Genomic DNA, 14,988 nt, shown 5'->3' with positions numbered 1-14,988 from the left:
CGGTGACGAGTACGGGCACGACCACCGCGCTGTCGTCGCCGGCGCCGTCGCGTCAACCGGATGCGGCGGCGCTGGATGCCGGCACCTACGAGGTGCTCCGCAGCCGGCTGGCGGCGCAGGCCGCGGTCCTGAAGCGGCGGTCGGAGGCGGTGAACGCCGAGCGGCTGGCGACGTTCGGCAGCACCGAGCTGCGGCTGATCGGGACCGAGCGGATCCGCACCGAGAACAACTGCGTTCCCCGCGACGTGGTGTTCGCCTCCGACGCGGGCGGGCACGCCGACGGGGTGATGCTCTTCGGGTTCAACGTGTTCATCGGGTTGAAGCCGGAGACGACCGTCGACGACGTCTTCTCGCTGCACACGTTCGTCCGCGACGGCAACACGTTCCGGTTCGACGACAGCGGCGGTGCCGAGCTGCCAGGGCTGCTGCGCGACGAGGGGTTCCGGCGCGACTTCGCGGAGCTGTACCGGTACTACCGCGACGCCCGGTTGCGTCAGCTGCGGCGGGTCGGCGACAAGCTGCTCGCGGTCTTCCAGACGAGCGGGCGCACCGAGGACGACCGGGTGCTGCGCTGGCAGGTGGACCCGGGCGGCGCGGTCTCCTACATCGACAACCGCGGTGAGCGTGACCACGTCTACCCGGCCGCACACGACTTCGAATGGGTCGCGACGACCCGTGACGACCACGTCCTCGGCCGCCATCCGCACATCTCGATCGAGGACGAGCTGTTCGTCGAGACCATCAACGGCGACCTCACTCTGAAGATCGAGAACAACACGGAGACCGGCAAGGGCATCTACAGCGAGCCGGTCGACGAGCCGCTGCAGAACCTCGCCGACGCCACCGTCCTCTACGCGAGGCTCGGCCCGTTGCTGCTGCTGCGGATCCAGCCGTACAACGAGACGCGATGGCGGCACATCGTGTTCAACACCAGGACCAAGGAGGTGACGAGGCTCGACGGGATCGAGCGGGCGTGCCAGCGGCTCCCGGACGACCAGGGCATCATCTTCCCCGGCGGCTACTACCTGGTGACCGGTGCGGCGAAAACGTTCCACGCCGACGCGAGCGGCATGGAGTTCGAGCAGGTCATCCGCTCGGGCAACGGCGAGGACGTGCTGTACGTGTTCCGCGACCGCGCCGAGGGCCGGACGCTGATGCTGCCCTACAACGTGATCCGGAAAGAGGTCGCGACCCCGATCCCGTGCCATGGCTACTCGCTGTTCGACGACGGCACGCTGGTCGTCTTCCGGGCGGCCTCCGAGGAGCCGACGAGGGTGCACCCGATGCAGGTGTGGCAGACGCCGTACCTGTCGGACACCTACGCGGCACGGCAACCGAGCGGCACCGGCCCGCTGCACCGCGTCGGCAACGCCGACCTCGTCCGCGGCATCTCGGACTGCCTCTCGGTGGCCAGGATGGTCGAGGAGATGGCGCCGTCCGCCGCTGTGTTCGAGGGCATCATCGCGGCCTGTCAGCGGATCTTCGACGGGTACCACTGGCTCGGTGACGCGGAGCTGGGCGACCTGCGCACGCCGCTGGCCGACCTGCGCTCCACCGCGGAGGCGGTGCTCGACGAGTTCGCCGGGGTGCAGTCGCTCACGGAGCAGGCCGCGTCGGCGGTCGACGAGGCGACCACGCAGCTGTCCGTGCTGGTGCGGCACAGCCGCAGCGAAGCGCCGCGCACCGCGCAGGGCTGGGTCACGCAGCTCGCGCAGCTTCGGGCGGCGCAGGGGCAGCTGATCACCCTGCGCGGGCGGCGCTACGTCGACCTCGACCGGGTCGACCAGCTCGTCACCGAGCTGGAGACGGAGCTGAGCGCGACCGCGCGGCGGGCCGTCGAGTTCCTGCGCACCCACGATGCGTTCGCGGCCTACCACGACGAGCTCGACGAGCTGATCTCCGCGTCGGCGGCCATCCGGACGGTGGCGGAGGCCAGCCCTGTCGGCGAGCGCCTGACCAGGCAGGCCGACGGGCTGCAGGTCGTCATGGAGGTGATCGGCTCGCTCGACATCGCCGATGCGACCGTGCGCACCCAGATCCTGGAGCGCGTCGGCGAGGTCCTGGGTGGGGTCAACCGGGCGCGCGCGACCCTCGACGGCCGCCGCCGCGAGCTGCTGGCGACGGAGGGCCGGGCCGAGTTCGCGGCCGAGATCGCCCTGCTCGGGCAGGCCGTCACGGGTGCGATCGCGGCGTCGGACACGCCGGCGGCCTGCGACGAGCAGCTGGCCAGGCTGCTGCTGCAGGTGGAGAATCTGGAATCGCGGTTCGCCGAGTTCGACGACTTCGTCGTGCAGCTCGCCGAGCGGCGCACCGACTTCTACGAGGCGTTCTCCGCGCGCAAGCAGGCGTTGCAGGACGAACGGATCCGCCGCGCCGACCGGCTGGTCGATTCAGCGGATCGGATCCTCGCCAGCGTGACGCGACGGATCGCCGGGCTGGCCTCCGTCGACGAGGTGAACAGCTACTTCGCCGCCGACCCGATGGTGGCGAAGCTGCGCGGCCTCGCCGGCGAGCTGCGCGAGATCGGCGACCAGGTCCGGGCCGAGGAGCTGGAGGGCCGGGTCAAGGCGGCTCGCCAGGAGGCCGGGCGCGCGCTGCGCGACCGCATCGACCTCTACGGCGATGCGGGCGACACGATCCGGCTCGGCCGCCACCGGTTCGCGGTCAGCACCCAGCCGGTCGACCTCACGGTGGTGCCGCACACGACCGGTGGCGCGCTCGAGATGGCGTTCACGATCACCGGCACGGACTACCGCGAACCGGTGCGGGACGGGGCGTTCCAGTCCACTCGGCACCTCTGGGACCAGCACCTCGTCTCCGAGTCGGCCGGCGTGTACCGAGCCGAGTTCCTCGCGGCGTCGATGCTGGAGGCCGGCCCGCTCGACGCGCTGCACGAGGCGGCCGTCGTGGAGAACGGTCTGCTCACGGCTGTCCGCGCGGCCGCCGCGCAGCGCTACGACGAGGGCTACCAGCGCGGCGTGCACGACCACGACGCTGCGCTGATCCTGGACGCGCTGTTGCGTCTGCACGCGGGAGCCGGGTTGCTGCGCTACCCGCCGGGTGCCCGTGCTGCTGCCCAGCTGTTCTGGGTGTTCGGCGCCGACGCCGCGGCGCGCGCGGCGTGGACGACGAGAGCGGGCTCACTGGCCAGGGCCCGCATCACCTTCGGGATGTCGGATGCGGTCGGCGCGATGGGGAACGAGCTCGCCGCGGGCATCGGCGACTTCCTCCGCGGCGTCGGGCTGGGCCAGCTCGCCGTCGACTCGGCGCTCGCCGGCGAATACCTGTTCGAGGAGCTGGCGTGCACACCAGTGGGCTTCGTGACCGGTGCCGGGGCCCGCACCCTGCTCGATCGGTTCCGACGCGCGCTGGCAGGCCCCGGCTCGACCGACTTCGACGCGGATCTCCGCGGCCTCGACGGCGACCTGGCCGCGCGACACCAGCTGGTCACGGCCTGGCTCACCGCGTTCGCGGCGAAAGCGGCCGACCGCATCCCCGCCGACGTCGCGGCCGATGTGCCCGAAGCGATCGCGATCGAGCTCTGCGGCACCGACCTACCGCGCCACGACTCGTCGGCTGCGCTGTCCGTGACGGTCACCGGGATGCTCGGAACGCACCCGACGATCACCGGACGCACCCTGCCCGTCCGCCTCGACGAGCTGCTCACAAGGGTTCGCCGGTTCCGCGGGGAGCAGGTCCCGGCCTTCCGCGAGTACGTCCGGCAGCGCAGCGAGCTCGTGCGGGAGCGGCGCCGCGAGCTGCGGCTCAACGAGCTCACCCCGAGCGTGATGAGCGCGTTCGTCCGCAACAAGCTCCTCGATGAGGTGTACCTGCCGCTGATCGGCGACAACCTCGCCAAACAACTCGGTGCGGCCGGTGCGGACAAGCGCACCGATCAGATGGGTCTGCTGCTGCTCATCTCACCGCCCGGCTACGGCAAGACGACGCTGATGGAGTACGTCGCCAACCGGCTCGGCATGGTGTTCGTCAAGGTCAACGGCCCCGCCCTGGGGCACGGGGTGACCTCGCTCGACCCCGCCGAGGCGCCGAACGCGACCGCGCGCCAGGAGGTCGAGAAGATCTCCTTCGCGCTCGAGATGGGCAACAACGTGCTTCTCTACCTCGACGACATCCAGCACACCTCGCCGGAGCTGCTGCAGAAGTTCATCTCGCTGTGCGACGCGCAGCGACGGATGGAGGGGGTGTGGGGCGGTGGCACCCGGACCTACGACCTGCGTGGCAAGCGCTTCGCGGTGTGCATGGCCGGCAACCCCTACACAGAGCACGGCCACCGGTTCCGGATCCCCGACATGCTGGCCAACCGGGCCGACGTGTGGAACCTCGGCGACGTGCTCTCGGGGAAGGACGAGCTGTTCGCGCTCAGCTACGTGGAGAACGCTCTGACCTCGAACCCCGTGCTGGCACCGCTGTCCAGCGCCGATCGTCACGACGTCGAGCTGCTCGTCCGGATGGCGGACGACGACCCGGGCGCACGGCCCGACCAGCTCGCGCACCCGCTCTCGGCCGTCGAGCTGCAGCAGGTGCTCGCGGTCCTGCGGAAGCTGCGGCGAGTGCAGCGGATCGTCCTCACCGTCAACGAGGCCTACATCGCCTCGGCCGCGCAGGCCGACTCCTCCCGCACCGAGCCGCCGTTCCGGCTGCAGGGCTCCTACCGGAACATGAACAAGCTGGCCGCCCGCATCGTCCCGGTGATGAACGACGCCGAGCTGGACGCGCTCGTCGACGACCACTACCGCGGCGAGGCGCAGACCCTGACCTCCGACGCGGAGGCGAACCTGTTGAAGCTGGCCGAGCTCCGCGGGCGGCTGACCCCGGAGCAGGCGCAGCGGTGGGACGAGGTCAAAGCCGGGTTCCTGCGCGCCGCGGCGCTCGGGGGGAGCGGCGACGACCCGGTCGGACGTGCGGTCGGCGCCGTCGGCCTGCTCGCCGATCGGGTGGCCGCGGTGCAGGATGCGATCTCCGACGCCGCGGCCCGGCTCAGCGAGCCGCGTGCTTGACCGATGAGTTCCGTCCGGGGAGGACGTCGAAACGTCCGAGATGGCCGAGAGGAGTGGGTGGACGTGGATCTGTACAGCGTGATGGCAGTGAGCAACCGGGCCGCGGCGGTGGTGTGGTTCGAGGCGTTCTTCGGCAAACGGGCGGACGAGGTCATCGGTGACGAGTACCTCTGGCAGGTCGGTGAGAACGCGTGGGTCGTCGTGGACGACCGGGACGTGCGAGCGGAAGCGGTCGGGCGGGCCATGATCACGCTGGGCGTGACCGACCTCGACGGGATCCTGGCCCGCCTGGCCGCGAACGGCATCGGCCATGAACCGGTCGAGACCTACGGAAACGGCGTCCGGCACGTCGTCGTGCTCGACCCGGACGGGAACAGCCTCTCGCTCGCGGAGGCTCCGACGATATGACGGTATCGAAACCTATCCGATGGTAGGGCGTCTGTTCAGTTATATTCCAGACACTCAGAGTTTTCATCGAATCACGCTGCGTTGACTGGTAAGAGAGCTGATTGCTGAAAGCTTGCAAGAATGCAAGGATCCGCGGCGGCGCCGCCGCGACCACGTGCGCCTCCGGATCCCAGGGAGCGTTCGTGAACGTCACATCCACCGGCATCGCACCCGACCCTACGTCCACCGGCAGCGCCGGCCTGTCAGCCGCCGACGCCGCACGCGTGCGCGCCGCCGTCGAACTGATCAGCACGAACGACACCGGTTCGGTCGTCGCCGCAGCACTGCCCGCGCTCAGCCCTACCGAGCGGGCGTCGCTCGCTGCGCACAGCCGGTTGAACCACGCCGCGCTGCTGGTGTTCCCCGGTTCGATCGGGGAGCTGCACGAGGGCGTCGCGGCACTCGGTCTCCGGATCGAACGCGTGAACCCGAGCGTCGTCGTGCGCGGCCGGTTGTGCGAGCGGTACGGGCTCGCCGACCTCGACGTGGTGATCGCGCACGCCGCGGTGCGCGACCGCAACGGCAGGCCGTGCTCGATCGAGATCTTCGCCCTGATCACCCCGCCGGAGCTGGCGTGGATCGCGGTGGACGAGCAGGCGGAGAACCACGAGTCGCACCTCGCGCTGGAGGTCGTCGAACCCGATTCCGTGGTGCTCGACGGGTTGAGCCACCTGCTGACCCGGCGCGGCCGGATGAGCGTGGACGGCGGCGGTTACAACGTCCACGAGGATGCGACCGTCCTGTATTTCCGCGGGGCGTCCGGGGCCGATCCGGCGCACCGCAGGCTCGAGCTGATCAGCCGGGGGCACTTCCCCGAGGCGCTGGCCGAGCACGTCGGGCGCCCGCAACGAGCGCCGGAGCAGCTGCTGCGGCTGATGACCGGCGCGTGGGCGACCCAGGCGATCAAGGTTGCCGCCGAGCTGCGGCTGCCGGACCGCCTCGCGGCTGGCGTCGGCACGGTCGATCGGCTCGCCCTCGCCACCGGCGCCGATGCGGACAGCCTCGCGCGGCTGCTGCGCTACCTGGCGACCCTCGGCGTCGTCCGCAGGTCGGGGCCAGGATTCGGGCTCACCGAAATCGGGGCGCTGCTGCGCAGTGACGTCGCCGGCTCGCTGCACCCGCTGGCGCTGCTCTACGGCGGAGCGTTCTACGAGTCGTTCGGTCGGCTCGACGAGGCCGTGCGCACCGGTCGGGAGTCGTTCGAACGGGTCTTCGGCGCGCACCACTTCCCGTACTTCGCGGCCGACCCGGAGCGGGCCGACATGTTCGACCGGGGCATGGCGGCGAGCGCGGCGATGTTCGGCGAGCTGGCCACGGCGCTCGACTTCTCGGCGGCGCGGGTTGTCGTCGACGTCGCGGGCGGCAACGGTGTGCTGCTGGGCAAGATCCTTCAGGCGCACCCGCACCTGCGGGGGGTCCTGCTCGAACGCGAGCACGTCCTCGACGCGGCGCGGTCCACGACGGACGACGCCGGCTGCGCGGACCGGTGCACGCTGGTCGCGGGCGACTTCACCGAGACGGTGCCGCCCGGCGGCGACGTCTACGTCCTCTCCCGTGTGCTGCACGACTGGGACGACACCACCTGCCTGACAATCCTGCGCAGGTGCGCGGAGTCGATGCCCGCGCACGCCACCTTGCTCGTCGTGGAGCGACTGCTGCCCGAGGACGACTCCGATTCGCTCGCTGCCGCGTGGGACGTCCACATGCTCTGCAACGTCGGCGGTCGGGAGCGCACGGAGAGCCACTACCGCGCGCTGCTCGCGGAGGCGGGCTTCGACCTCGTCGACCGGAAAGAGCTGGCGCTGGAAGCTGTGGCGCTGCGCGCGGTCAAGGCTTGATCGCTACGGCGCTGCGCTGCGAGTTCTGCGCTGGTTGGCGTTGAAGCGCGCCTTCTTCTGCCGGTTCCCGCACGTGTTCATGTCGCACCACTTGCGGCTGCGGCTCTGACTGGTGTCGAAGAAGGCGGCCCGGCAGGTCGGCGACGCACAGAGGGCCAGCTTTCCGTCGCGTTCCCCCGCGATGATGCTGATCGCGTCGGCGGCGATCACACCTAGCGCGTCTTCCACGGGGGATGCCGAGCTGAGCAGCCATTGCCGGGTGTTCTCGGGCGTCAGGACGGCGGCGGCTCCACCCTGAGCGCTGCGGTCGTTGATGACCTGGACAGCGGTCGCAGGGAGCGGGTTGTGGGTCGCGGCTGCTGTCGCGGCTGCGTGGATCGCCTCCCGCAGCTCCCGAGCGAGTTCGAGCTGGGCGGTGGTGCAGGACTCGACGGCGAGGCCGCTCACCGCCAGCCAGTCGACGAGCCGCTGCGGCGTGGGGATGCGCTCCACGGCGTCGCCACGGCGCTCCGTGAGAGTCGCGGTGAAGCTGGTCGCCAGCACGCTGCCGAGCCGGAAGTCGGGTGGCTTGACGTGCACGGAACCACCTTAGCAGGTTGCGCACCGGCAGCGACGCCTGTTAGAACCGTCTTAGCTGGTTCCACAACCACAGGGAGGCGACCAGCGACATGCAGGCATTCGAAGCCCACGCAACCGACTCCGAACTCGACGATCTGCGCGCACGACTGGACGCCGCGCGGCTACCGGAAGCCGAAACGGTTCACCGCGCTGCGCCCGACCCGCGCCGATGGGATCAGGGCGTCCCGCTCGCCGACCTCGTCGATCTCGTGGACCACTGGCGCACCGGGTACGACTGGCGGACGTTCGAAGCGCGCCTCGACGAGATCGGCCAGTTCCGCACGACCATCGACGGTTTGGGGATCCACTTCCTGCACCGCCGATCGGCGCGCGCGGACGCGACTCCGCTGATCTTGACGCACGGTTGGCCGGGCAGCGTCGCGGAGTTCGTCGACGTCGTCGACGAGCTGGCGGATCCGGAGGACGCCGACGCGCCGGCGTTCCACGTGGTGGTCCCGTCGTTGCCGGGCTTCGGCTACAGCGACAAGCCGGCGACCACCGGGTGGGGAACCGAGAAGATCGCGGCTGCGTGGGTGGAGCTGATGGGCGAGCTCGGCTACGGCAGGTTCGTGGCCCACGGCGGCGACTGGGGAGGTGTGATCACCACGATCCTCGGGAGCAGGTTCCCGGCGCACGTCCTCGGCATCCACACGACGTTGGCGCAGGCGCCGCCCGGGTTGTCGACGGACGGGCTGACGCCGGCCGAGCGCGAGTGGACCGAGCAGACCCGCCATTTCTGGCGCCACCGCGAGGCGTACGCGAAGCAGCAGGCGACCCGGCCGCAGACCATCGGGTACTCGCTCGTCGACTCACCGGTCGGGCTCCTCGCCTGGATCCTCGACAAGTTCGCCGAGTGGACCGACACCGAGGACAGCCCGTTCGAGACGATCTCCAGGGACCGGATCCTCGACGACGTCACCCTGTACTGGCTGACGCGGAGCGGTGCATCGGCAGCCCGCATCTACTACGAGAGCCACAACTCCCTCGACCCCGACCTCCGGGTCGACGTCCCGGCCGCCATCAGCATCTATCCCCGCGACATCGAGAAGTGCCCGCGTCCTTGGGCGCAGCAGCGGTACCGGCAGATCGTCCGTTGGCAGGCCCCTGAGGCCGGGGGACACTTCCCGTCGCTGGAAGTGCCCGGCTACTTCGTCAAGGACCTGCAGGATGGCCTTGCGGCCGTGCTAGGCCGCCGGGTTGGGTGAAGAGCGTATTTCCTGCCGTCTAAGGACGGATTCTCGCACCGCGCAGACCCAGCTGTGTCGTCGCAGACCGCACAACCTCTGCGAGGACACCACGAGGTCTGCGAGGTCACCCAACCGGCGTGCCCGTCACCCGCGCACCGCCGGGAAGACCGTCGACAACGACGTTCTGGCGGTTTGTGAGCGCTAACAACAGCCAAAACGTCGTTGTCGACACTGCAGAACCCGACCCGAGACATGATCACGATCAACAGCTGCGGTGCTGGCCGCCGGCTGATGGGTTGCTGTCACATGCAGGGCGAGCCATCCGTTTTGCACGGCGTGCATTGCATCCGGAGCTCTGTGCCGGTGAAGCAGGTCCGGCAGGACTGGTAGTAGCTCTTGCCTCCCGAGCAGTAGCACACTCGGGGGTTCCAGGGGCCCCACGTGCACTCTGCTGCCGCGGCGGAGGCGACGGGCACGAACCTCTGGAGCAGGTGGTCGGCGGCTGCTGCGACGATTCTCATATCTCTCCATGCCGGGGGAGCAGGGTTTGGTCAGATGGCCGACCAGACCCTAACAGTGCGGCGCCACGTGCGCGGGTGGCCGCCTACCTCATCCCGAAGCCGTCGGATCCATCTCCAGCAGCCGCTGGTACACCGCGCGCAGCGCGGCGCCGGGACCGACGCCGGACCGGCCGAGCAGGCGCCGGCCGTCGTGATAGCGGTCCAATGCCTCCACCCGCCGCCCGACCTGACCGAGGGCGATCATCAACTGCCCGCGCAACCGTTCGCGCAGTGGAGCGCCATCGACGAGCGCTGTCAGCTCGTCCAGGAGCTCGTGGCTTCGCCCCATCGCCAGCTGGGACTCGATCCGCTCCTCCAGCACGGTCAAGCGGAAGTTCTCCAGCGAGGTGCGCTTGCCCGCCGCCCAATCGCCCTGTGTCCCGCCCAGTGCGGTGCCGCGCCACAGGGACAGTGCCTCGCTGAACGCCGCCACGCTCGCCTCCAGCTCGCCGGATCTGGCGAACGACCGGCCGCGCGCCACGATGTCTTCGACGACGAACAGGTCCACCGCCGTCCTGTCCACATCGAGGGCGTAGCCGCCGGCGGATCGCAACAACATCTGTCGCGCAATGTGGGCATCACCGGCCACCTGCCCCAGCATTCTGCGCAATTGCGAGACACAGACATAGACGGACTGTCGGCTGGCCGGCGCCCACTCTCCCCACACCGACATAGTGATGTCGCCCACCGACACGCTGACCCCGGCGTTGCACATCAGCAACGCAAGCAGAGTCCTGGGCTTGGGTTCGAGCGCACCGGAAACCGTTTCCTTCGTGGCCACTTCGACGGGACCCAGAAGTCGGAACTCCATCCCATCGTCCTAGTGCTCGGTCCGAGCACCGGGACCGTGGCGCAACCGTCGACGAGGACCGTCCCGAAATGTTCGACAGACCATGGCACCCCCCGATGTCGAGCCACAGATTCGGACAGCCACTCCATGTAGTCGTGCACTGATGCGGCCATCCGGAGTACCCGTCGATCTCTGTCTACCAGTATGTGACGCACGACACCACGGCGAAACGCTGGTCTCAACGGGTGAACCGATACGTCGTCTGACACGTTCACGGACGCGCGATCCGTTGCCGGGAATGCGGCCGGCGCTGCTACGACGCGATGGCGACCGACCTGTGCGGGCCGGTGTCGGCCAGCACGTCCATGTAGGCCTGTCGCAGCTGCTCACCAGGCTCGATGCCGAGCTGCTCCACCATCTGGTCGCGCAGGTCCGTGAACACGGCAAGAGCCTCCGCCCGGCGCCCCGCACCGGCGAGTGCGCGCATCAGCAGCTCGTGCACCACCTCGTCGAAGGGGTCCGCGTGCGCCACGGCGCGCAACCGACGCGCTGCCTCCCGGTGGTCGCCCGCAGCCATGGCCACCTCGGCGTATGTCACGCAGATCGCCGCACGTCGACGGCTCAACGCGATGGCCGACGGGTGGTTGTCGAGCAGGCCGCCGACACCGGCGATCGCCGGCCCGTGCCACAGGTCGAGCGCGCTGCCGAGCTCGCTCATCGCCCGGCCGCGGTTGCCTGCGAGCCACGCGGCCGTCCCGTTGAGGACGCGCTCGTCGAACTCCAACACGTCGAGTTGCGCCGGTCCGGCCTCCAGCACGTACCCGGACCCCGCCCACGTGATGCGTACCTCGCCGGCGGGACCGCCCAGCAGCCGACGAAGTCGCGCGAGGTGGGTCTGGAGCATTGCTCGATACGTGGTCGGCGGACCCTGGGTCCACAGGTGCTCGACGATCTCGTCGAGCGAGACGACGTGGTTCGCGTTCAGCACCAGCAACCCCAGCAGCAGACGCTGGTGCTCGGACCCGATCCGCGCATCCACGTCGCCGAATCGGACCAACAATGGGCCGAGTGCCGTGATGCGAAGTTCGGCGCCGGTCGGGAGAAGTGCGTCATCCACCGCTTCGACGAATTGATCGGGCTGCAGCATGAGCGCCTCCGCCAGCCGTCGCATCGATTCCGCCCGGGGGCGGCTCACGCGCCCCGCCTCGATGTCGCGCAGACCTCTCAGCGACAGCCCGGCCCGATCGGCCAATACCGCTTGCTGCAGATCCAGATCGCGCCTGCGACCTCGAACGAGCTCACCGAGCCAGCTGCTTCTACCGTTCACGTGAAGCCTCCCCCGAAGCTGTCGATCTTGAGCACGGCGCGATCTCACCAGCGATTTCAAGAATGACGACAGGTGGTGATCCGCGACTGGCAGCATCAGCAGCATAGCTACCGACCGGCGAGTGCAGAACGACTCACAGCCGATCTTGAGAAAACCTTGAGATCTGAAACCGGAACTGGTAGTGCCTTTCTGGCATCGTCGATCCCGACCTCGCGGTCTCCGCCGAGGTCGGTTGGCGACTTCTTTCAGGAATGGTTAGTCGGTCGATTCGGAAACGAATTCTCCGATCTGCTCCGACGTTTTCGGCCGAGCCGGCGAATACGTTTTCGACCGCGACGGTAGGCAGACCCGTGCGAGCGGCGGTACGCAGGGCACGGTGGGCTGCAACCGCACCCGAGCCGGACCGTACGAATCGCGCTGCTCGTCCACCTGGCCCCCGCCACGACCCCACCCCACGCCTAGCCGCGTGAGTGACTGTTAGTTGCGCAGGGGGGTCCGTCAGGTTGACAGGATCTTGAAGATTCTTGCCGCTCGTTGCGGCATCACGGCCACCGGTTCCTGCTCGTCGAGGTAGGCACCGTCACCACGGGCTGCGTCGCGTGCAGCCGCGAACCGATGACATCGGGGTCACCCGCCACCACGACGGTCGTTCCGGCGGGGTCGAGCACGGTGTCGACCACATCCCGGAGCTGGTCGGGCGTCGCCTCCCGCAACCTCGCGTAGTGCTCCGCCAGCCATTGCGGTGGCAGGCACTCTGCCAGGACCGCCGAGAGCTCGGGAGCCAGCGCGCTGCTGCGGGCGAACCGCATGGCCATGCTGCCCACCGCGAACGCCCGCACGGCCGCCAGCTCGGCGCGGTCGAACGGGGCCGATCGGAGCCGTCCGAACTCCTCGAGCACGACCTCCAGAGCGTCCGCGGCAACAGCGGCCGACACCGATGCCGTCGTCAGCGTGTACGCGGCCCGCGGCACCGACACCAGCCGGCTCGACGGGGCGTAGGAATAGCCCCTCTCCTCGCGGAGCACCGACACCAGGCGCGACGAGAAGTACCCGCCGAACCCGAGGTTGGCCAGCTCGGCTGCGGCGTACAGCGGGTCCGGCCGACGCACCGCGCGGGTCATCACGACCAACGTGGCCTGCATGGCCCCTTCGCGCGGCACGAGCAGCGCCGCGGGTGCTGCCTCGCTCACGAGCGGGGTCGACCGCTGTGCCGCCCCGGCGACCGGGAGCTCCTCGAAGTGGCGCAGCGCGACGTCGAGGGTGGCTTCGCTGGGTGCGGAGCAGAGCACGACGAGGCTCGCGCGGGTCCACGCGAGCCGTTCCCGCTGGAGCGTGTGCAGGTGCGGCGCCGTCACCTCGCGCAGCGCCTCGGGCGCGGCCAGCACGTTGGAGTAGGGATCTCCGCCGAACCGGTGGCGCAAGGCCACGACATGGGCTGCGGTGTCCGGTCGCGCCATCGCGACGTCCACCTCGTAGGCCAGGTGGCGCCGCTCGCGCAGCACGTCGGTGGCCGGGTGCGCCGCTGACGAGAGCACCTCGGCGAGGGTCGCCAGCAGCTCGTCGAGCCCGGACGGGACGCACGCTGCCGCGACGAGCAGGTGTTCGCCCTCGACGGCGACCTCGACCTTTGCCCCGAGCGTCTGCAGGTCCTCCGCGAGTCGCCGACCACTGCGGGTGAAGGTTCCCGCGAGCAGCGTCCGGCCGAGCACGGTCGCCGTGGCGAACTCGTCCGCGTCCAGGTCGGCCCACGGCACCCGCAGCCTGACCTGCGTCAACGGCGATCGCATCTGGCACGCGAGCACCGTGAGCCCGTACCCGGTCCGGTGTGTCGCGGTCACGATCCCCGGCAGCTCCGCCTCGCTCTCCAGCGGCGGCACCAGCAGGTCGGCGTTCACGATTTGCTCCCCTCGATCACCACGGTGGCGTCGCGCCGAGCGGCCAACGACGCCGCGGCAACCCGGAGGTCCTCTCCCGATACGCCCTCGAGCAACCACGGCAGCTCGGATCCCAGCTCCGCCCTGCCGTGCACGATCTCGTGGCCCGCGGCCGAGAACGCCAGCTCCAGCGGCGACCCCTGCTGGGAGAGGTTCTTGACCGTGCCCCACCTGATCAGCCGGGCGAGCTCGCCGTCGGAGCAGCCCTCCTCGGCGATCCGGGTGAGCTCGTCCTCGATCAGCGCCACCACGTCGTCGGGCCGGGATCCGGAGGCGACCAACGCGTCGACGACGAACGCGGAGGGGTGGCGGGTCATGAACGTGCCCCCCAGCAGCTCGGTCCGGCAGCCGACATGGATGGCGGCCCCGGACGACTCGACGAGCCGCCGGTGCAGGCGCGACGTCGGGCCGTCCCCGAGCATGTCCGCGAGCAGCACGTACGGCAGGTACTCGGCGAGATCGGCCGGGTCGGGGACGCGCCAGCCGACCCCGACCGCGTCCACCGGCGAGCGCCGATCGGTCCGGACGACCCGGCGTTCCGCCGCCGGGCGTGGTTCGTCGAGATCGGGCCGCTGCGGTGCCGGTCGCGCCGGTAGCGGGCCGAAATGGCGCTCGGCCAATCCGAACGCCCTGCCACGGTCCGCCGCGCCGGCGATGCACAGAACGGCGTTGGCCGGTGCGTAGTGGGTTTCGAAGAACTGCGCCGCATCCGCGAGCGTCGCGGCGTCGAGATCCCCGAACGAGCCGAAACCGTTGTGCGCATTGGGGAAACTGGAGAACAGGGCGCCCGGCATCTCGAACGTGGGGAAGCCGCCGAGCGGCACGTCGAGGATCTTGCCGAGCACCTCTTCCTTCACCACGTCGATCTGGTTGGCCAGGTTCTGCTCGGTCAGCATCGGGCCGGCCATCTGGTCGGCGAGCAGGAACAGCCCCCGTTCCAGCCCGCTGGCCGGCATGACGACGTGGTAGCTCGTGTAGTCGGACGCGGTGCTCCCGTTGTAGCTGCCGCCGGCCGACTCCACGGCGTAGGCGAACTCACGCTGGCCGACCCGTTCGGTGCCCTGGAACATCAGGTGCTCGAACAGGTGCGCGAACCCCGTGCGGCTCGGCACCTCGTTGCGCGTCCCGACGTCGTAGTGGAGTGCGAGCCCGACCGCGGAAGACGGCGGGCCGGGCAGGACCACGACCCTCAGCCCGTTGGCCAGCGTTGCTCGCTCCACCCCGGTCGGCACATCGGCCTCGAGCGCTCCGGACAGCACATCCATCTCC

General features: G+C 69.9%; 9 protein-coding genes. 4 read left to right on the top strand and 5 right to left on the bottom strand.

What is annotated here, in order from left to right; genetic code table 11:
• Window positions 1-2 precede the first annotated feature (2 nt).
• The 3 genes from LL648_RS14970 (at window position 3) to LL648_RS45210 (ending at window position 7,303) form a co-directional block, all read left to right on the top strand.
• Entirely contained in the window at window positions 3-5,018 is a 5,016-nt protein-coding gene (locus LL648_RS14970) for a DNA repair ATPase (protein ID WP_232663152.1), read from the top strand.
• Between the two features lie 63 nt (window positions 5,019-5,081).
• Window positions 5,082-5,426: a VOC family protein gene (locus tag LL648_RS14965; RefSeq protein WP_232663151.1), complete on the top strand. Its 345-nt coding sequence runs from the start codon at window positions 5,082-5,084 to the stop codon at window positions 5,424-5,426.
• A gap of 182 nt (window positions 5,427-5,608) precedes the next feature.
• Window positions 5,609-7,303 (top strand): acetylserotonin O-methyltransferase, encoded by a 1,695-nt coding sequence (locus LL648_RS45210; RefSeq protein ID WP_232663150.1) that lies wholly within the window; start codon window positions 5,609-5,611, stop codon window positions 7,301-7,303.
• A gap of 3 nt (window positions 7,304-7,306) precedes the next feature.
• Here LL648_RS45210 and LL648_RS14955 read toward each other — a convergent pair whose 3' ends face one another.
• Window positions 7,307-7,882 (bottom strand): CGNR zinc finger domain-containing protein, encoded by a 576-nt coding sequence (locus LL648_RS14955; RefSeq protein ID WP_232663149.1) that lies wholly within the window; start codon window positions 7,880-7,882, stop codon window positions 7,307-7,309.
• A gap of 89 nt (window positions 7,883-7,971) precedes the next feature.
• On the opposite strand from LL648_RS14955, the gene LL648_RS14950 reads away from it, so the two are divergent.
• Complete coding sequence (locus LL648_RS14950; RefSeq protein ID WP_232663148.1) at window positions 7,972-9,126, top strand: epoxide hydrolase family protein; 1,155 nt, start codon at window positions 7,972-7,974, stop codon at window positions 9,124-9,126.
• A gap of 591 nt (window positions 9,127-9,717) precedes the next feature.
• Here the strand turns inward: LL648_RS14950 and LL648_RS14945 are convergent.
• The 4 genes from LL648_RS14945 to LL648_RS14930 form a co-directional block, all read right to left on the bottom strand.
• Window positions 9,718-10,479 carry an AfsR/SARP family transcriptional regulator gene (locus tag LL648_RS14945; RefSeq protein WP_232663147.1) on the bottom strand — a complete coding sequence of 254 codons (762 nt, stop codon included), beginning with the start codon at window positions 10,477-10,479 and terminating at the stop codon, window positions 9,718-9,720.
• A 292-nt stretch (window positions 10,480-10,771) separates the two neighbouring features.
• Complete coding sequence (locus LL648_RS14940) at window positions 10,772-11,890, bottom strand: BTAD domain-containing putative transcriptional regulator (protein WP_232663146.1); 1,119 nt, start codon at window positions 11,888-11,890, stop codon at window positions 10,772-10,774.
• Between the two features lie 437 nt (window positions 11,891-12,327).
• The gene (locus LL648_RS14935; RefSeq protein ID WP_232663145.1) at window positions 12,328-13,680 is read right to left on the bottom strand and encodes a M16 family metallopeptidase; all 1,353 of its coding nucleotides are present in this window, start codon (window positions 13,678-13,680) and stop codon (window positions 12,328-12,330) included.
• On the bottom strand, window positions 13,677-14,984 hold the full coding sequence (locus LL648_RS14930) for a M16 family metallopeptidase (protein ID WP_232663144.1): 1,308 nt from the start codon (window positions 14,982-14,984) through the stop codon (window positions 13,677-13,679). Before LL648_RS14930 ends, LL648_RS14935 begins: the two co-directional genes overlap by 4 nt.
• Window positions 14,985-14,988 lie beyond the last annotated feature (4 nt).

Origin of the sequence: Pseudonocardia sp. TRM90224, from assembly GCF_021245725.1 — a bacterium.
In the GTDB taxonomy this organism is placed as follows: Bacteria; Actinomycetota; Actinomycetes; order Mycobacteriales; family Pseudonocardiaceae; genus Pseudonocardia.
This window is presented reverse-complemented; position numbering and strand designations above follow the sequence as displayed.